At 64.3% G+C, this 18,788-nt stretch carries 16 protein-coding genes and 1 other RNA gene; 14 read left to right on the top strand and 3 right to left on the bottom strand.

The genetic code is table 11. The features are described 5' to 3' along the window. The first annotated feature begins 210 nt into the window (after positions 1–210). The 4 genes from edd to JMY28_RS02630 all read left to right on the top strand — a co-directional run bounded on the left by edd (position 211) and on the right by JMY28_RS02630 (position 4,960). Positions 211–2,103 (top strand): phosphogluconate dehydratase, encoded by a 1,893-nt coding sequence (gene edd, locus JMY28_RS02645; RefSeq protein WP_201694320.1) that lies wholly within the window; start codon positions 211–213, stop codon positions 2,101–2,103. A gap of 23 nt (positions 2,104–2,126) precedes the next feature. Then, on the top strand, positions 2,127–2,768 hold the full coding sequence (gene eda / locus JMY28_RS02640; RefSeq protein ID WP_201694318.1) for a bifunctional 4-hydroxy-2-oxoglutarate aldolase/2-dehydro-3-deoxy-phosphogluconate aldolase: 642 nt from the start codon (positions 2,127–2,129) through the stop codon (positions 2,766–2,768). A gap of 307 nt (positions 2,769–3,075) precedes the next feature. Then, positions 3,076–4,437, top strand: a complete 1,362-nt coding sequence (locus JMY28_RS02635; protein WP_201694316.1) for a GntP family permease — start codon at positions 3,076–3,078, stop codon at positions 4,435–4,437. 13 nt (positions 4,438–4,450) lie between these two features. Further along, positions 4,451–4,960 (top strand): gluconokinase, encoded by a 510-nt coding sequence (locus JMY28_RS02630; RefSeq protein ID WP_201694314.1) that lies wholly within the window; start codon positions 4,451–4,453, stop codon positions 4,958–4,960. 106 nt (positions 4,961–5,066) lie between these two features. Here JMY28_RS02630 and purB read toward each other — a convergent pair whose 3' ends face one another. Further along, a complete protein-coding gene (gene purB / locus JMY28_RS02625) occupies positions 5,067–6,455 on the bottom strand; it encodes an adenylosuccinate lyase (protein ID WP_201694313.1) in 1,389 nt (462 codons plus the stop codon). Between the two features lie 254 nt (positions 6,456–6,709). On the opposite strand from purB, the gene JMY28_RS02620 reads away from it, so the two are divergent. From JMY28_RS02620 to JMY28_RS02590, 7 genes are all read left to right on the top strand, one after another. After that, the gene (locus JMY28_RS02620; RefSeq protein WP_201694312.1) at positions 6,710–8,512 is read left to right on the top strand and encodes a tetratricopeptide repeat protein; all 1,803 of its coding nucleotides are present in this window, start codon (positions 6,710–6,712) and stop codon (positions 8,510–8,512) included. 98 nt (positions 8,513–8,610) lie between these two features. Then, the gene (locus JMY28_RS02615) at positions 8,611–9,567 is read left to right on the top strand and encodes a LysR family transcriptional regulator (protein ID WP_201694311.1); all 957 of its coding nucleotides are present in this window, start codon (positions 8,611–8,613) and stop codon (positions 9,565–9,567) included. A gap of 188 nt (positions 9,568–9,755) precedes the next feature. Then, on the top strand, positions 9,756–11,042 hold the full coding sequence (locus JMY28_RS02610) for a Glu/Leu/Phe/Val family dehydrogenase (protein ID WP_201694310.1): 1,287 nt from the start codon (positions 9,756–9,758) through the stop codon (positions 11,040–11,042). A 224-nt stretch (positions 11,043–11,266) separates the two neighbouring features. Beyond that, positions 11,267–12,160, top strand: coding sequence for a glutamate/aspartate ABC transporter substrate-binding protein (locus tag JMY28_RS02605; protein WP_201694309.1), 894 nt, complete (start codon positions 11,267–11,269; stop codon positions 12,158–12,160). An 89-nt stretch (positions 12,161–12,249) separates the two neighbouring features. After that, positions 12,250–12,990 carry an amino acid ABC transporter permease gene (locus JMY28_RS02600; RefSeq protein WP_201694308.1) on the top strand — a complete coding sequence of 247 codons (741 nt, stop codon included), beginning with the start codon at positions 12,250–12,252 and terminating at the stop codon, positions 12,988–12,990. Continuing rightward, on the top strand, positions 12,990–13,667 hold the full coding sequence (gene gltK, locus JMY28_RS02595; protein WP_201694307.1) for a glutamate/aspartate ABC transporter permease GltK: 678 nt from the start codon (positions 12,990–12,992) through the stop codon (positions 13,665–13,667). Before JMY28_RS02600 ends, gltK begins: the two co-directional genes overlap by 1 nt. Then, positions 13,664–14,389, top strand: a complete 726-nt coding sequence (locus tag JMY28_RS02590) for an amino acid ABC transporter ATP-binding protein (protein WP_201694305.1) — start codon at positions 13,664–13,666, stop codon at positions 14,387–14,389. The genes gltK and JMY28_RS02590 overlap by 4 nt, the downstream gene beginning before the upstream one ends. Before the next feature lie 77 nt (positions 14,390–14,466). Here the strand turns inward: JMY28_RS02590 and JMY28_RS02585 are convergent, their stop codons facing one another. Beyond that, complete coding sequence (locus JMY28_RS02585) at positions 14,467–15,375, bottom strand: class II glutamine amidotransferase (RefSeq protein ID WP_201694303.1); 909 nt, start codon at positions 15,373–15,375, stop codon at positions 14,467–14,469. Positions 15,376–15,726: 351 nt separating this feature from the next. Here JMY28_RS02585 and pyrC point away from each other — a divergent pair, with 351 nt between their 5' ends. From pyrC to rnpB, 3 genes are all read left to right on the top strand, one after another. Beyond that, positions 15,727–16,782 carry a dihydroorotase gene (pyrC, locus tag JMY28_RS02580; protein ID WP_201694302.1) on the top strand — a complete coding sequence of 352 codons (1,056 nt, stop codon included), beginning with the start codon at positions 15,727–15,729 and terminating at the stop codon, positions 16,780–16,782. After that, positions 16,779–17,720 carry a DUF3025 domain-containing protein gene (locus tag JMY28_RS02575; RefSeq protein WP_407945456.1) on the top strand — a complete coding sequence of 314 codons (942 nt, stop codon included), beginning with the start codon at positions 16,779–16,781 and terminating at the stop codon, positions 17,718–17,720. The genes pyrC and JMY28_RS02575 overlap by 4 nt, the downstream gene beginning before the upstream one ends. Positions 17,721–17,790: 70 nt before the next feature. Continuing rightward, positions 17,791–18,201: RNase P RNA component class A (gene rnpB / locus JMY28_RS02570), an RNA gene on the top strand. Between the two features lie 68 nt (positions 18,202–18,269). Here rnpB and JMY28_RS02565 read toward each other — a convergent pair. Then, a complete protein-coding gene (locus tag JMY28_RS02565; RefSeq protein WP_201694300.1) occupies positions 18,270–18,692 on the bottom strand; it encodes an OsmC family protein in 423 nt (140 codons plus the stop codon). Positions 18,693–18,788 lie beyond the last annotated feature (96 nt).

Here is an 18,788-nt window from a genome sequence, read left to right as displayed (position 1 = left end):
TGCGGCTTTGTATGCCGGGCGGTGAGATTCGACGTATAGCCCGTCTATAGTGAGACTAGGCGTTCGTTTAATGCTGCGCTCCCAGGGTCTTTCCGGGATTGTCGGCTTGTAGTTTTTCTACTAACATCGCGTCATCGCTGATCAGACCGTCGAAAACGCGTCCGATCCGGCCCCGAGCGTCCCCGCCGAGACAAGAAGGAAGGAGATTCGATGGTTTCCCCGCATTCTCAGTTGATGAAGGTCACGCAGCGCGTGATCGAGCGCAGCAAGCCCACTCGCGAGGCCTATGTGGCGCGTATCGCGGCTGCTCAGGACCGGTTCCCGGCGCGCGGCGCGCTCTCATGCGCGAATCTCGCGCACGGCTTCGCCGGCCTCGAAGGTCGTGACAAGATCGCCATCAAGTCGATCCGCGAGCCGAACATCGGCATCGTCTCGGCCTATAACGAGATGCTCTCGGCGCATGCGCCCTACAAGGATTTCCCCGACATCATCAAGAAGGCGGCCCGCGAAGGCGGCGGCGTCGCGCAGTTCGCGGGCGGCGTGCCGGCGATGTGCGACGGCGTCACGCAGGGCAACGCCGGCATGGAGTTGTCGCTCTTTTCGCGTGAAGTGATCGCGATGAGCACGGCCGTCGCGCTCACGCACAACATGTTCGATGCGGCGCTGTGCCTGGGCGTGTGCGACAAGATCGTGCCCGGCCTGCTGATCGGCGCGCTGCAATTCGGCCATTTGCCCACGATTTTCGTGCCCGCCGGCCCGATGACGAGCGGCATCACGAACGACGACAAGGCCAAGGTGCGCCAGCAGTTCGCCACGGGCCAGTGCGATCGCGGAGCGCTGCTCGAATCGGAGGCGGCCGCCTATCACGGCCATGGCACCTGCACGTTCTACGGCACGGCCAACAGCAATCAGATGCTCATGGAGATCATGGGCCTGCATCTGCCGAGTTCCGCCTTCATCCATCCGCACACGCCGCTGCGTGACGAACTGACTGCCGCCGCCGCGCGCCGCGTGCTCGAACTTACCGTCGAGCGCGGCAACTACACGCCGATCGGCCATGTGGTCGACGAAAAGGCCGTGATCAACGGCATCGTCGCGCTGATGGCGACGGGCGGCTCGACCAACCACACGCTGCACCTCGTGGCGATGGCGCGCGCGGCGGGCATCATCATCGACTGGAACGACTTCGACGCGCTTTCGGACGCCGTGCCGCTGCTCGCGCGCGTGTATCCGAACGGCAAGGCCGACGTGAACCATTTCCACGCGGCGGGCGGCGTCGCGTTCCTCGTGCGCGAACTGCTCGACGGCGGCCTGCTGCACGAAGACGTGAATACCGTCGCGGGCCGTGGCCTGCGTCACTACACCGAGGAGCCGAAGCTCATCGACGGCAAGCTCACGTGGGTGCCCGCCGTCGAGAAGAGCGCCGACGAGTCCGTTCTGCGCCCGCTCCCGACGCCGTTCCAGCCAGACGGTGGCTTGCGCCTGATGCAGGGGCGTCTGGGCCGCGGCGTCATCAAGGTTTCCGCTGTCGCGCCGGAGCGCCGTAAGGTACGTGCGCCCGCCATCGTGTTCGATTCGCAGGAAGCCGTGCAGGAAGCGTTCGACCGCGGCGAACTCGAGCGCGATTTCGTGGCCGTCGTGCGCTTCCAGGGCGCGCGCGCCAACGGCATGCCGGAGTTGCACCGCCTCACGCCGCTGCTCGGCGTGCTGCAGGACAAGGGCTTTCACGTGGCGCTCGTGACTGACGGGCGCATGTCGGGTGCGTCGGGCAAAGTGCCCGCCGTGATCCACGTTTCGCCGGAAACGCTGCTTCACGGTCCGATTGGCAAAGTGCGCGACGGCGATACGATCGTGATCGACGCGGTGGAAGGCGTACTCGACATCGAAGTGGATGCGGCCGACTGGGACGCGCGCCCGGTCGCGCAGCCCGCGCATCAGGCACTCAACGAAGTGGGCTTTGGCCGCGAGCTGTTCGGCGTGTTCCGCGCCACTGCCGCGCCGGCGGAGCTGGGTGCAACGGTGTTCGGTCCGCTCGTGGGCGAGCAGGCCGCGCCCGCGCCCGCCGCTTCGACCACCCATGCGCCGGCCCACGCCGCTAACTGAATTCATCATCAAGGAGCCTGAACATGGCAAATAGCACAGTCGCCGACATCGTCCGCCTGGGTCCGGTCATCCCGGTGCTCGCATTCGACACGCCGGAGCAGGGCGAGCACGTTTCCCGCGCGCTCCACGCGGGCGGGGTGAAGGTGCTGGAAATCACGCTGCGCACGAAGGCCGGCATCGAAGCCATCGAGCGCGCCGCGAAGATCGCGCCGGATATCGTCGTGGGCGTGGGTACGATCACGAAACCCGAGCACTGCGCGCTCGCGAAGAAGGCCGGCGCACAATTCGGCGTTTCGCCGGGCCTCACGCGCGAGATCCATCAGGCCTCGCTCGACGCGGGCCTGCCGCTCCTGCCGGGCGTGATGACGCCGACCGACATCATCGTCGCGATGGAACTGGGCTACGAGATCGTCAAGTTCTTCCCGGCGGTTCCTGCCGGTGGCCTGAACATGCTGCAGGCGTTCCACGGTCCGTTCCCGACGCTCAAGTTCTGCCCGACGGGCGGTATCAGCGCCGAATCGGCTCCGACCTTCCTCGCGCTGCCCAACGTGGTGTGCGTGGGCGGCTCGTGGCTCACGCCGAAGGCGGCGATCGCCGCGCAGAACTGGGACGAAGTCACGCGCCTGGCGCACGCCGCGAGCGAGCTTTCGCGCCCGGTGCGCTAAAAAAGCGCTTCTGCTTGACGCTCGCGCCGCATGCTGCGGCGCAACGATGACTGGAACGCCGTGCTCCTCGCGGGTATGAGGGGTACAACGAGCCGCGCAAACGGCGCCTTTCTGGCGCTCGCTTTGCGCGGCTCGCTCGTCTTTCAAGCACGCTGCACCAAAAGTCGTTATAAGCTCTACAATCGCCGGCCCGGCGACGGCCGGCCCTTTCGTTCCCCATCAGTTCCACGTGTGCCGCAGCCGTTGCGCGCCACACGCGTCGACGCAGGGCGAAAGGACATCAAACAACTACCTGGAGAAGAGCCTCATGGGAGTGGCCCACGGCAGCATGCTGCTGATTTACGCGCTCGTCGCGATCGCCGCGCTGATTCTGCTGATCACGCGCTTCAAGGTTTATCCGTTTCTTGTCCTGATCATCGTTTCGCTGCTGCTCGGTCTCGCCGTCGGCATGCCGATGGATCAGATCGTCAAGTCGTTCGAGACCGGCAACGGCAACACGCTTGGCCACATTGCCATCGTGGTGGGCCTCGGCACGATGCTCGGCAAGATGATGGCGGAATCGGGCGGCGCCGAGCGCGTCGCCACGACGCTCATCCGCTGGTTCGGCGAGAAGAACATTCACTGGGCGATGATGGTCGTCGCGATCATCGTCGGCCTGCCGGTGTTCTTCGAAGTCGGCTTCGTGCTGCTCATTCCGATCGCGTTCAACGTCGCCAAGCGCACCGGCAAGTCGCTGCTGCTGATCGGCCTGCCGATGGTGGCGGGTCTCTCGGTCGTGCACGGGCTGATTCCCCCGCACCCGGCCGCCCTCCTCGCCGTGCAGGCGTATCACGCCGACATCGGCAGGACCATCGCTTACGGCCTGATGGTGGGCGTGCCCTGCGCGATCATCGCCGGGCCGCTCTTCGCGCTCTTCATTCACCGCTTTATCAAGCTGCCGGAAAGCAATCCGCTCTCCGAGCAGTTCGTGAGCAAGGCCGACCCCAAGCCCGATAGCGAACTGCCGGGCTTCGGCGTCACGCTCTTCACGATCCTGCTGCCGGTGATCCTCATGCTGATCGGCAGCTGGGCCGATCTCGTATTCACGCCCAAGACGTTGCCGAACAACCTGTTGCACTTTATCGGCACCTCCGACGTCGCGCTGCTGATCGCCGTGCTGGTAAGCTTCTGGACCTTCGGCGCGCAACGCGGCTTCACGCGCGAGCAGATCCAGAAGTTCTGCGGCGACTGCCTCGCGCCGATCGCGGGCATCACGCTGATCGTGGGCGCGGGCGGCGGCTTTGGCCGCGTGCTGATGGACAGCGGCGTGTCGAAGCAGATCGTCGAGCTGGCGCAGAACGAGCATCTGTCGCCGCTTTTGCTCGGCTGGCTCGTCGCCGCGCTGATCCGGCTCGCAACGGGCTCGGCCACGGTCGCCATGACCACGGCCTGCGGTATCGTCGCGCCGATCGCATCGGCCGGCGCCATGACGGTGAAGCCGGAGCTGCTCGTGCTCGCCACGGGCTCGGGCTCGCTGATCTTCTCGCACGTCAACGACGGCGGATTCTGGCTGATCAAGGAGTATTTCGGCATGACCGTGGGTCAGACGTTCAAGACCTGGTCGTTGCTTGAGACCATTATTTCGCTGCTGGGGCTCGGCCTCACGTTTGCCCTGGCGGCGGTGTTGTAACGAGGAGCAGGAAATGATCTTGATAGCGATGGGCGTGTCGGGCGCGGGCAAGACACGCATCGGCGAATTGCTCGCCGAGCGCCTCGAGTGCACCTTCACCGACGGCGACGCCTTCCACAGCGAAGCCAACAAGAAGAAGATGCACGACGGCATTCCCCTCACCGACGAAGACCGCGGGCCGTGGCTGCGCACGATTCGCGCGGCGATCGAGGAGAAGCAGCGCGCCCACGAAACGGCCGTGTTCACCTGCTCGTCGCTCAAGCGCTCGTATCGCGACATCCTGCGCGGCAACGACCGCGACGTGTGCTTCGTCTACCTGAAGGGCTCGTTCGAAGTGCTGCACGAGCGCCTCGCCTCGCGCACCGGCCACTTCTTCGATCCGTCGCTGCTGCAAAGCCAGCTCGACACGCTCGAAGCGCCGGGCGCCGACGAGGCGATCGTGGTGAGCATCGAACTTACGCCGGAACAGATCGTCGACGAAGTGATGAAGCAGATGGAAGCGCGCGGCAACCCGGCCTCCTGATATCGCCGCGGTACACGACCACGCACGATCACACGATCGTGCGGCGGTAAACGAAAAAGCGCTCGATTCGATCGAGCGCTTTTTTTATGGCCTTGCGGTGTCGCGATTACGAAATCCGCTTCGCCAGTTCCACTGCCTTGCCGACGTACGACGCGGGCGTCATCTCCAGCAGACGCTTCTTCGCGTCTTCGGGAATCGCGAGGCCGCTGACGAACGTCTGCAGGGCTTCGCGCGTGATGCCCTTGCCACGCGTGAGTTCCTTCAGCTGCTCGTACGGATTTTCGATGCCGTAGCGGCGCATGACCGTCTGCACCGGCTCGGCCAGCACTTCCCACGTGGCGTCGAGGTCGTCGTTCAGGCGCTGCGGGTTCACTTCGAGCTTGTCCAGACCGCGGATCAGCGCGTCATACGCGAGCAGCGAGTAGCCGAACGCCACGCCGATATTGCGCAGCACCGTCGAGTCGGTGAGGTCGCGCTGCCAGCGCGAAACGGGCAGCTTTTCCGAGAGGTGGCGCAGCGTCGCGTTGGCGAGGCCGAGATTGCCTTCCGAATTTTCGAAGTCGATCGGGTTGACCTTATGCGGCATGGTCGACGAGCCGATTTCGCCCGCCTTCGTCTTCTGCTTGAAGTAGCCGAGCGAGATGTAGCCCCACACGTCGCGGTCGAGGTCGAGCAGGATCGTGTTCGCGCGCGCCACGGCGTCGAACAGCTCCGCCATGTAGTCGTGCGGCTCGATCTGGATCGTGTACGGGTTGAACACGAGCTTGAGACGCTTTTCGACGACTTCCTTCGAGAACGCTTCCCAGTCGAATTCCGGATACGCAGAAAGGTGCGCGTTGAAGTTGCCGACCGCGCCATTCATCTTGCCGAGCAGTTCGACCTTCTCGATACGCTGGATCGCCCGGGCGAGACGCGCCGCGACGTTGGCGATTTCCTTGCCAAGCGTCGTGGGGCTGGCCGGCTGGCCGTGCGTGCGCGAGAGCATCGGCTGCCCCGCATGCGTGTGCGCGAGCGTGACGAGCCGTTGATGCACCGAGCGCAGTGCCGGCAGGATCACGTGCTCGCGGGCGCCCGCGAGCATCAGGCCGTGCGACGTGTTGTTGATGTCTTCCGAGGTGCAGGCGAAGTGGATGAACTCGCTTGCGCGCTCCAGTTCCGGCTGACCCTTCACCGACTCCTTGAGCCAGTACTCCACGGCCTTCACGTCGTGGTTCGTCACGCGCTCGATGTCCTTGATGCGCGCGGCGTCGTGCGCCGTGAAGTTCTCGGCGAGCTTGAGCAGGAACTGCTCCGACGCCTGCGAGAAGCGCGGCACTTCCGCGAGCCCGGCCTGCGAGAGCGCGATCAGCCAGTGGATTTCCACGGTCACGCGGTTGCGCATGAACGCGGCTTCCGAGAGCCAGTCGCGCAGCGCTTCGGTTTTCGAGGCGTAGCGGCCGTCGAGCGGGGAGAGCGCGTTGAGCGCGAAGAGGGTATCGGGACGAGTGTCGGACATGATGGGGACGTAACGTAGCGCGTTACGCTCAGTTGGCAGTCGGTTGCAGTCGGATTCGAGACGGCGTGAATCGAAGATTTTATCACCTTGCCGACAGGGGCCGTGGCCGGCGCTGTCAGCCGCCCGTGAGCGGCGGGTCGTGACGTTCCCTGAGGCGTGACGTCGCGCCCGCCTCTTAACGGGATCGGGAGTTTTGAGACGGATATAGAGTGCGGTCACATCAAAAGTTTGCGCTTAATCAAATATTTGCCGCCATGACCCCCGATGCTCTCACTCTTTCTCCCGACGAGGCCGCTGCTCTGATCGAAGCCGGTCTTGCTTGCCACCGTGCGGGCCGGATCGACGACGCCCACGCTTACTATCAGTCCGCGCTCGCGGCGCACCCCGAACATTCCGACGCGCTGCACTACCTGGGCGTGATTGCGCTCGGCCGCGACCAACTGAAGGAAGCCGCCGCCCTGATGGACCGCGCGCTCGCGAAGGCTCCTGACAACGCCGAATATCTAGCTAACCGTGGCGTGGTCGCGACCCGCCTCGGCGACTTTGCAGGCGCCGCCGCCTGGCAGCGCAAAGCGCTGGCGCTCGCGCCCGATTTTGCGAACGCACACAACAATCTCGGCAATGCGCTGATGGAACTCGGCGATATCGCGAGCGCTGCGCGGCACTATCAGTGTGCGCGTACGCTTGCGCCGCAATCCGCACACTTCGCGTTCAATCTCGGACGCGCACGGGAAGCCGGCGGCGCAAAAGCCGCCGCACTCGTGGAGTTCCGCGCCGCCGCCGCGCTCGATCCCCATGATCTGAAGACGCTGATCCACATGGGCCGACTGCTGCGCTCAATGGAGAAGCACGCCGAAGCGGCCGCCTGCTTCGCGGCCGTGATCGCGCGCGAGCCTGACAACGTGCTTGCGCTCTTCGAACTCGGTTATGCCTACGACGCGATGCACCGCTATGAAGAGGCGATTCCGCTTTACCGGCGTGCTGCGCAGCTCAAGCCCGATGGCGCGGGCATCATCAACAATCTGGCATTCGCGCTGACAGCGCTCGCGCGCTACGACGAAGCGGAGATTGACTATCGACGCGCACTGGAGCTGAACCCGGACCTGCCCGAATCGGGTTTTCAGCTCGGCATGCTGATGCTGCGGCGCGAAGACTACACCGGCGGCTGGCCGCTCTTCGAGAACCGCAAGCTCACTTCGACCGCCAAGGCCAACTACCGCAAGTTGCCGTGCCCCGAGTGGCAGGGCGAGCCGCTGGATGGCAAGCGCTTCCTGATCTGCCGTGAGCAGGGCGTGGGCGATCAGATCCAGTTCGTGCGCTATGCGGGCCTGCTGGCGCAGATGGGGGCGCAGGTTCACGCGTGGGTCGCGCCGGAACTGGCGTCGCTCGCCGCGACGGTGCCGGGCGTTGCGCGCGTGCTCGACGCCGCGCCGAGCGACGAAGCCATCGCGTCGCAATACGACTACTGGTGCGACGTGATGAGCCTGCCGCTGAAGTTTCCTGGCCGCCCGATCTATGCCGACACGCCTTATATGCACGCCGATACCGTGCAGTCCGCCGGCTGGCGCGCACGCGTGAACGCGCAGGCCGGCGCCGCGAATCGCCGCATCGGGCTTGTCTGGTCGGGCAACCCGCGCCACCATTTCGACGCTTTCCGTTCCGTTGCGCTCAAGTCGCTTCTGCCGCTCTCCGCGCCCGCCGGCAACGCCTGGTTCGCGATCCAGAAGGGCCCGGGGGCCGCGCAGCTCGCAACGGTCGCGGGTCGCTGGCCGATGGACGCGCTCGGCGACGATCTGCACGATTTCGCTGCCACGGCGGCGCTCATCGAGGCGCTTGACCTCGTCATCACGGTCGATACGTCGGTCGCGCACCTCGCCGGCGCGCTCGGCAAGCCGGTGTGGGTGATGCTTGCCGCGCAGCCCGACTGGCGCTGGGGCAAGGATCGCGCGGATTCGGTCTGGTATCCGTCGGCGCGCGTGTTCCGTCAGTCCACGCTCGGCGACTGGAGCGGCGTGGTCGCCGAACTGGAAACCGCGCTCGCCCAGGCGTCCCGCTAACGTATCCGGACGGCGCTGCGCGAATTTCGCCGCGCGGGCGCCCAGGCGAGCGCCCGCGGGCCTAGAATGCGGGCTTCTCATCCGCTCGCTGGCCCCGCATGGAACTCAAATGGCTCGAAGACTTCGTTTCGCTTGCGGAGACGCATAGTTTCAGCCGCTCGGCCGAACTGCGCCACGTGACGCAGCCGGCTTTCTCGCGCCGTATCCAGGCGCTCGAAGCGTGGCTGGGCACCGAGCTGATCGATCGTTCGGTCTATCCGACGCGTCTCACGGCGGCGGGCCAGGTCTTCTACGAGCAGGCGCTCGCGATGCTTTCGCAGTTTCATGAGGCGCGCACACTATTGCGCGGCCATACGGCCACGCCCGCCGCGACGATCGAGTTCGCGGTGCCGCATACGCTTTCGCTCACGTACTTTCCGCGCTGGCTGCAGCGCGTCGAGGCGAAGCTCGGCCGCATCCACACGCGGCTGCGCGCGCTGAACGTGCACGACGCCGTGCTGTCGCTCGTGGAGGGTGGCTGCGACCTCGTGATGGGCTATCACCACCCGAGCCACCCCGTGACGCTAGACCCCGCGCGTTACGACACGCTTACGCTCGGCATCGAGTCGATCAGCCCGTACTCGGCGCCGCAGCGCGCGGGGCGCGCGCGTTACACGCTGCCCGGCACGCCAGATGCGCCCGCGCCGTATCTCTCCTACACGCCGAACGCGTATCTCGGCCGCATGACCGAGGTGATCGTTGCCAACGCCCCTGCGCGGCTCTACCTGGACCGCGTGTACGAAACCGACATGGCAGAGGGGCTCAAGGCGATGACGCTTGCTGGTCACGGCATCGCCTTTTTGCCGCACAGCGCGGTGGAAGACGCCGTGGCCCAGGGCGAGTTGATCCGCCTCGACCGGGGCACACGAGGCGTGCCGGAGGGCCAGTTCACGCTCGACATGGAGATCCGCCTCTATCGCGACAAGCTCGCGACGCAGGGCGACGACGCGCGCCAGGCGCTCGTGCGTGAGTTGTGGGATGCAGTAAGCGAGGAACTTGCGCAGGGCAAGCGCTGACGCAGCGGCAGCCGGGAGTGCAAACAGTCAGGCTATTTCAGCCTGTAAGGCCTGCAGCACGGAGCCGCGACACGTTTTTTCGACTTCGGGGACGTTATGCACGAAAAGCATAACGGGATGATCAAACGGCATTGGATTTCACGTGGGCGTTTTCTGACAATGGCACCACTTGTTCGATCGGAGCGTTCATGTCATCCCAACTGCAGTCGGTTCCTTCCTATCTCCACGCCGATGATCTCGGCCCCTGGGGCAACTATCTTCGTCAGGTCGACCGCGTGGCGCCGTACCTCGGCTCGCTTTCGCGCTGGCTCGAAACGCTCAAGCGTCCGAAGCGTATCCTGATCGTCGATTGCCCTATTGAGCTCGATAACGGCACCGTTGCGCACTTCGAAGGCTATCGTGTCCAGCACAACGTTTCGCGTGGTCCCGGCAAGGGCGGTGTGCGTTATCACCAGGACGTTACGCTCTCCGAAGTAATGGCGCTTTCTGCGTGGATGTCGGTGAAGAACGCTGCAGTGAATGTGCCGTACGGCGGCGCGAAGGGCGGTATCCGCGTCGACCCGCGCACGCTTTCGCGTGGTGAGCTCGAGCGTGTCACGCGCCGCTACACCAGCGAAATCGGCATCATCATCGGACCGAACACCGACATTCCCGCGCCGGACGTCAACACGAACGAGCAGATCATGGCGTGGATGATGGACACCTACTCGATGAACCAGGGCCAGACGGCCACGGGCGTCGTGACGGGCAAGCCCATCTCGCTCGGCGGCTCGCTCGGCCGACGCGAAGCCACGGGCCGCGGCGTGTTCGTCGTGGGTTGCGAGGCTGCGCGCCGCACGGGTCTGTCGATCGACGGCGCACGCATCGCCGTGCAGGGCTTCGGCAACGTCGGCGGCATTGCCGCGCGCCTCTTCCAGGAAGCGGGCTCGAAGATCGTCGCGGTGCAGGACCATACCGGCACGCTCTACAACTCGAGCGGCATGAACGCGGAAGCGTTGCTCGAGCACGTCGCGAAGACGGGCGGCGTGGCAGGTTTCACGGGCGCCGACGTCATGTCGAACGACGAATTCTGGACCGTCGAAACGGACATCCTTATTCCGGCCGCGCTGGAAAACCAGATCACCGAGAAGAACGCCGGCAAGATCCGCACGAAGATCATCGTGGAAGGCGCGAACGGCCCGACCACGACGGCAGCCGACGACATCCTGCACGACAAGGGCATTCTCGTGATTCCCGACGTGGTGGCGAACGCGGGCGGCGTGACCGTTTCGTACTTCGAATGGGTGCAGGACTTCTCGAGCTTCTTCTGGACCGAGCACGAAATTAACGAACGTCTCGAACGCGTGATGCGAGAAGCCTTCACGGCGGTGTGGCAAGTGTCGAGCGAGCAGAAAGTCTCGATGCGTACCGCGGCGTTCATCGTTGCATGTAAACGCATCCTGATGGCGCGCGAAATGCGCGGTCTGTACCCCTGATCGCAAACGGTGCGCATTCGCGCCGCAAGGTGACGGAACAATGACGGTGCAGTGACCAGGCAGTGACAAGTTTTTGCGCTGCACATCAAGGCGCATAGAAGGCGGACGTTCTCCACAAGGGAGCGTCCGCCTTCGCACATTCAGCGTTGCGCCAGGGTCACTCTTGATTCTTTCAAAAAAATTACTTTGCTAAACTGGCGCAGGTTCTTGTACCGGAGAAAACAATGCAAATCAAAAAGACCGCCTCTCTGCTCGCACTCCTTGGTTTCGTCGCCACCAGCGCTTTCGCGCAGGACGCGGGCACGCTCAAGAAGATCAAGGATACGGGCGTCATCTCGCTGGGGCACCGCGAGTCGTCCATTCCTTTTTCGTACTATGACGACAAGCAGAATGTGATCGGCTACTCGCAAGACTACGCGATGAAAATCGTCGAAGGGGTCAAGCAGAAGCTGAACATGCCTAACCTGAAGGTCAAGATGGTGCCCATCACGTCGCAGAACCGCATTCCGCTCGTGCAGAACGGCACGGTGGACATCGAATGCGGCTCGACCACGAACAATGCCGAGCGTCAGCAGCAGGCCGCCTTCACGAACACGATTTTCGTGATCGGCACGCGCCTCATGACGAAGAAGGATTCGGGCGTTAAGGACTTCGCCGACCTCAAGGGCAAGACCGTCGTGACGACGGCAGGCACGACGTCCGAGCGCCTCCTGCGCAAGATGAACCAGGACAAGAGCATGGGCATGAACATCATCAGCGCGAAGGACCACGGCGAGTCGTTCATGACGCTCTCCACGGGCCGCGCAGTGGCGTTCATGATGGACGATGCACTGCTCGCGGGCGAGCGCGCCAAGTCGAACAATCCGGGCGACTTCGTGATCGTCGGTCAGCCGCAGTCGCGTGAAGCGTACGGCTGCATGATGCGCAAGAACGATCCTGAGTTCAAGAAGGTCGCCGACGACGCCATCGCCAAGGTCCAGACTTCGGGCGAAGGCGACGTGATCTACAAGAAGTGGTTCGAATCGCCGATTCCGCCGAAGGGTCTCAACCTGAACTTCCCGATGAGCGACGACATGAAAGCACTGTTCAAGAATCCGAACGACAAGGCGATCGATTAACACGGCCCCGGCCGTTCGACCGGCATCTAGCGTTTAGCACGGAACGGAAGAAGCGCCGCTTCTTCCGTTCTTTTTCTTGGAGTCTCCTGATGTCCTATCACTGGAACTGGGGCATTCTGCTCAGCCCGGTCTCGACGGGCGAACCCACCACCTACCTTGGCTGGATTCTCTCCGGTCTCTGGGTGACGGTCTCGGTGTCGCTGTGCGCGTGGGTGATCGCGCTCATCGTCGGGTCGTTCTTCGGCGTGTTGCGCACGATGCCGAACAAGTTTCTCGCGGGCGTCGGCACGGTTTACGTGGCGATCTTCCGCAATATTCCGCTCATCGCACAGTTCTTCATCTGGTACTTCGTGCTGCCGGAAATCGTGCCGCAATCGATAGGCAATGCGTTCAAGCAATCGCCGCCGGGCGTGCAGTTCTTCACGGCGTCGGTCGTTTGTCTCGGGCTCTTTACCGCGGCGCGCGTGTGCGAACAGGTGCGCTCGGGCATCAACGCGCTGCCGCGTGGCCAACGCGCGGCCGGCCTCGCGATGGGCTTCACGCAATGGCAGACGTACCGCTATATATTGCTGCCGGTCGCGTACCGCATCATCGTGCCGCCGCTCACTTCCGAGTTCCTGAACATCTTCAAGAACTCCGCGGTCGCCTCGACGATCGGCCTGCTCGATCTGTCGGCTCAGGCGCGTCAACTCGTCGATTACACGGCGCAGACTTATGAGTCGTTCATCGCGGTCACGCTCGCTTACGTGCTCATCAATCTCGTCGTCATGACGCTCATGCGCTGGGTCGAGGCGAAGTCGCGTCTGCCCGGCTACATCGGAGGCAAGTGATGCATCACTTCGACTGGAGCGGCATTCCGGGCGCGCTGCCCACGCTGTGGACGGGCGCGATCATCACGTTCAAGATCACGCTGTGCGCGATCGTGGTCGGTATTCTTTGGGGCACGCTGCTCGCGCTCATGCGACTTTCCAGCGTGAAGCCGCTCGAATGGTTCGCCAAGGGCTACGTCACGGTCTTCCGCTCGATCCCGCTCGTGATGGTCCTGCTGTGGTTCTTCCTGATCGTGCCGCAGGTACTGCAAAACGTGTTGGGTCTCTCGCCCGACATCGACATTCGCCTCGCTTCCGCGATGATCGCATTCTCCCTGTTCGAGGCCGCGTATTATTCCGAGATCATTCGCGCGGGCATTCAGGCGGTGCCGCGTGGGCAGGTGAACGCGTCGTTCGCGCTCGGCATGCGCTACGGCCAGGCCATGCAATACGTGGTGCTGCCGCAGGCGTTCCGCGCGATGGTGCCGCTGCTGCTCACGCAGGCGATCGTGCTGTTTCAGGACACCTCGCTCGTGTACGTGATCAGCCTCGCCGACTTTTTCCGCACGGCCACCAATGTCGGTGACCGTGACGGGACGATGGTCGAGATGGTACTGTTCGCGGGCGCATGTTATTTCGTGATTTGCGTGATCGCGTCGAGCCTTGTGAAAGGTCTTCAGAAAAAGGTCGCAAGATGATTTCAATTAAGAACGTTTCGAAGTGGTACGGCCAGTTCCAGGTGCTGACCGACTGCACGACGGAAGTGAAGAAGGGTGAGGTGGTGGTGGTGTGCGGGCCCTCGGGCTCGGGCAAATCCACGCTCATCAAGACCGTCAACGGGCTCGAACCGTTCCAGCAGGGCGAGATCCTCGTGAACGGCGAGTCGGTGGGTGACAAGCGCACCAATCTCTCGAAGCTGCGTGCGAAGGTGGGCATGGTGTTCCAGCATTTCGAGCTGTTCCCGCACCTGTCGATTACCGAGAATCTCACGCTCGCGCAGATCAAGGTGCTCGGCCGCGGCAAGGACGAGGCCACGCAAAAGGGCCTGAAACTGCTCGACCGTGTGGGCCTGCGCGCGCATGCCGATAAATTCCCGGGCCAGCTCTCGGGCGGTCAGCAGCAGCGTGTGGCGATTGCGCGCGCGTTGTCGATGGACCCCATCGCCATGCTGTTCGACGAGCCGACCTCGGCGCTCGACCCCGAGATGATCAACGAAGTGCTCGACGTGATGGTGGAGCTAGCCCAGGAAGGCATGACCATGATGTGCGTGACGCACGAAATGGGCTTTGCCAAGAAGGTCGCGCACCGCGTGATCTTCATGGACCAGGGACTCATCGTCGAGGACGACCAGAAGGAAGCCTTCTTTGCGAGCCCGAAGTCGGACCGCGCGAAGGATTTTCTGGCGAAGATCCTGCACTGAGGCTTGTTCGCCCGCTTGCAGAAAGCAAAAAAGCCGCGCTCGATGCGCGGCTTTTTTCGTTTCGGGCATCGCCCGGCTTACTCGCCCCAGGTCTGCAGCGCGGCCACGGCTTCCGGGTCGATCTCACCCGGCTGCGCGACGCACGGTGCGCTGGCCGACGCATCGAGCGAAGGGTTGGCGAGCTTGTCGAGCACCTTTTGCGGCACCGGTACGCTGGTTCGGGCGATCACGTCGCCGTGCTGGAACATCAGCAGGTCGCCGGGGGCGAAGCGTGTCCAGACCTCGTTGTCGGTGAGCGGCGCGGTGGCGATCACGGCCACGCGGTCCTCGGGCGTCGTGTACTTGGCGAAGTCGATGGAGACATCGGCATCGACGAGATGCGCCGTCGAAAACGGCCAGCGCCGCACGAGATAGTAGAGATGCGTCGAGCAATGCGCGAACAGCGCCTGGCCGTTCGACATCAGAAAGTTGAAGACGCCGAACTGCGTGACCTCGCGCGTGAGCGCCTCCAGCGCGGCGAACAGTTCGTCGAGCGGCGGCTGCGCACCGGGGAACGCCTTGCGCAAGCCTTGTAGCAGCAGGCAGAACGCGCGTTCGCTATCGGTCGTGCCAACCGGCTGATACACGCCCGACATCACCGGATTGAATTCCTGCAGGTCGCCGTTGTGCGCGAAGATCCAGTGCCGGCCCCACAGCTCGCGCAGGAACGGATGACTGTTCTCGAGCGCGCAGTTGCCTTGCGTGGCCTTGCGGATATGGGCGATGGTGTTGCGCGACTTGATGGGGTAGTGCTTGACCATCTCGGCGATCGGCGAACGCGCCGATGGCTCGTTGTCGATGAAAAGGCGGCAGGCCTTGTCCTCGAAGAACGCGATACCCCAGCCGTCGGCGTGGTGATCGGTGGCGCCGCCGCGCGCCGCGAATCCTGTGAAGGAGAACGTGACGTCCGTCGGCGCGGCGCAATTCATTCCGAGAAGTTGGCACATGGTGCTGATGGTGCGTGATGCGACTGGGACGGCGTAAGGCGGCTGCAGTGGAAGGCGGGACCCGCCGTCGACCCGTTACAATAATGATTTCCCAAGCATATCACCGGCCTGCGGGGCGCCAATACGAAATTTGTCGGATGCATTGCTGGCTTGCGTAGAAGGGCGCGTGCCGGCGTCAATGCAGTGCGAATTGTCGTGTGTACGCGACGGTGCGGGCAACGCGTGCGTTGGCTTTGCATCGATCAACGCCGCACTTGTTGCCGTGATATGCCCGGAATATCCGGCAGCCTGAGCGCGTTTGCGCGAACTTGCCGCCGTTCATTCATACCGTAGCTGCGCCTGACTCTAGCCATGAACGCCTCTTCCCTCACGACTCTCACGCTCGCCCGCCCCGACGACTGGCACCTGCATGTGCGCGACGGCGCGATGCTCGCGGCGGTGCTGCCGCACACGGCGCGCCAGTTCGGCCGCGCGATCATCATGCCGAACCTCAAGCCGCCGGTCACGACGACGGAGCAGGCCGCCGCCTACCGCGAGCGCATTCTCGCCGCGCTGCCGGCGGGCTCGATGTTCGAGCCGCTGATGACGCTCTATCTCACCGACAACACGCCGCCCGAGGAAATCCGCCGCGCGAAGGCGAGCGGCTTCGTGCACGGCGTGAAGCTGTATCCGGCGGGCGCGACGACGAACTCGGACGCCGGCGTGACGGACATCCGCAAGTGCGCGAAGGCGCTCGAAGCCATGCAGGAAGTGGGCATGCCGTTGCTCGTGCACGGTGAAGTGACGAGCGCCGACATCGACCTGTTCGATCGCGAGAAGGTCTTCATCGACCGCGTGATGACGCCGCTGCGTCGCGATTTCCCAGCGCTCAAGGTGGTGTTCGAGCACATCACGACTAAGGACGCCGTCGACTACATCCGCGCCGATCACGCAGCGCCTGGCCTCCTCGGCGCGACGATCACCGCGCATCACCTGCTCTACAACCGCAACGCGATCTTCCAGGGCGGCATCCGTCCGCACTACTACTGCCTGCCCGTGCTCAAGCGCGAGACGCATCGTGTGGCGCTCGTTGCGGCGGCGACCTCGGGCGATCATCGCTTCTTCCTCGGCACCGACAGCGCGCCGCACCCGAAGGGCCTGAAGGAGCACGCGTGCGGTTGCGCGGGCTGCTACACGGCGCTGCACGCGCTCGAGCTCTACGCCGAAGCGTTCGACAATGCAGGCGCGCTCGACAAGCTCGAGGGCTTTGCGAGCTTTTACGGCGCGGACTTCTACGGCCTGCCGCGCGCGGCCGAAACGGTCACGTTGCGCCGCGAGAGCTGGACGCTGCCCGCCGAAATCGAGGCCGGCGACACGCCCGTCGTGCCGCTGCGCGGCGGCGAGACAATCGGCTGGAAGCTCATTTGAGCGAGGCGGGGCCGGGTGTGGCTGCGCTCGCAACGATCGGCCTGAGCGGGGCAGTCGATGCGCACGCACCGATGCCCGCGCGCGAACCGCGCCGGACCATGCCGCTGGGCAGTTTCACCGACATCGACTGGGGCCGCCGCTGGTTTGCGCAGCACGAAGCGCGCGGCCGGCGCTGGCAGCAGGCCGCGCTGGCGGGATACGCGGCGTACCTGGCTGAACTGAACGCCGATGCGCTCGCTGCCGCCCAAAGCACGGGCCGCGGCCAGCCGCTGCGCTTCATCGCGCAGGACGACCTGCCCGAGGGCTCGGCCTACGAGGCGCATATCGCGGCGACGGGCTGCGTGCCGACGCGACACAATCTCCACGACTTCTTCAACGCGCTGGCCTGGTTCGCGTTCCCGCGCATCAAGGCGACGCTGAACGCGCGCCAGGCCGCTGCGATCGACGTGCTGGGCGTAGGCCCCACGCGCGGCGGCGTGCGTGACGCCCTCACGCTCTTCGACGAGAACGCGGTGCTCTATGCCTCATCGGACGCCGCGCTCATCGCGGCGCTGCGCGCCTTCGATTGGCGCACGCTGTTCGTGGCGCAGCGCGCGAGTTGGGAAGCCGCGTTCGAAGAGACGGTTTGCCTCGCGCGCTGCGAAGTCCGCGTCTTCGGCCATGCGCTGCTCGAAAAGCTGATCTCGCCCTATGCGGCGTGCACGGCGCACGCATGGGTGGTCGAAGTGCCGCAAGCGTATTTCACGTGGCCGCGCGCGCAACGAGACGCGTATCTGGACGAGACGGTGAGCGTCAAGCTCGCCACCGACGCAGCGCTCAACGGGCGCAGCTTCGCACCGCTGCCTGTACTCGGCATTCCGGGTTGGTGGGCGCATAACGAAGACCCGTCGTTCTACGACGACGCTACGGTCTTTCGCGCCGGCCGCCGCACTCGCTAAAAGGCCGGCGCTCAGCAATCGATCCGGCCCCAGACGCCGCGCGCCCGCACGTGCTAATATCGCGCCTCGCAAAGCAGGCCAGGCAGTCGCGGCCCCGAGATTTCGGTCGAGGGGGCGAGGAAAGTCCGGACTCCACAGGGCAGGGTGATGGCTAACGGCCATCCGTGGCGACACGCGGAACAGGGCAACAGAGAACAGACCGCCGATGGCCCGATTTCGGTCGGGATCAGGTAAGGGTGAAACGGTGCGGTAAGAGCGCACCGCGTCTGCGGTGACGTAGACGGCACGGTAACCTCCACCCGGAGCAATTCCAAGTAGGCAGGCGCGCATCTTCGGGATGCAGGATGGGGCCCCCATTCCGTCTGCGGGTAGGAAGCTTGAGCGCGTCAGCAATGGCGCGCCTAGAGGAATGGCTGCCACGCGCGGCGCGTCTTCGGACGCGGCGTGTGCACAGAATCCGGCTTATCGGCCTGCTTTGCAGCTCATTCATGCAAAAAGCCGGCGCGGTTCTTCGATGAACCGCGCCGGCTTTTTCTTTTGCCGCAGGGCTTAGGTCGCGACGATCTCGAACGTATGCGTGATCTCGGCGGTCTTGCCGATCATGATCGACGCCGAGCAGTACTTGTCGTGCGAGAGGTTGATTGCGCGCTCGACGGTGGCCGGGTTCAGATTCTTGCCGGTCACGGTGAAGTGGAAGTGGATCTTCGTGAAGACCTTCGGGTCTTCGCTCGCACGCTCGGCCTTGAGCGTCACGCTGCAGCCGCTCACTTCCTGGCGGCTCTTCTTCAGGATCAGCACCACGTCGTACGCCGTGCAGCCGCCGGTGCCGAGCAGCACCATTTCCATCGGCCGCGGTGCGAGGTTGTGGCCGCCGCCTTCCGGCGCGCCGTCCATGTTGACGAGATGGCCGCTGCCCGTTTCGGCTGCGAACGCCATGCCGTCTTGTCCCATCCAGCTAACTTTGCATTCCATGTGCGTATGCCTCTGCGCGGTTTCTTGATTCAGACGGCATTGTAGCCCGCACCTTACTGGTATGTCCGGGGGGACATGGCCGCGCGCGCCTTATGC

The sequence above is a fragment of the Paraburkholderia hiiakae genome (assembly GCF_904848665.1).
Lineage (GTDB): Bacteria > Pseudomonadota > Gammaproteobacteria > Burkholderiales > Burkholderiaceae > Paraburkholderia > Paraburkholderia hiiakae.
The sequence above is the reverse complement of the archived record's forward strand: the minus strand, read 5'-3'. Positions and strand labels throughout refer to the sequence as shown.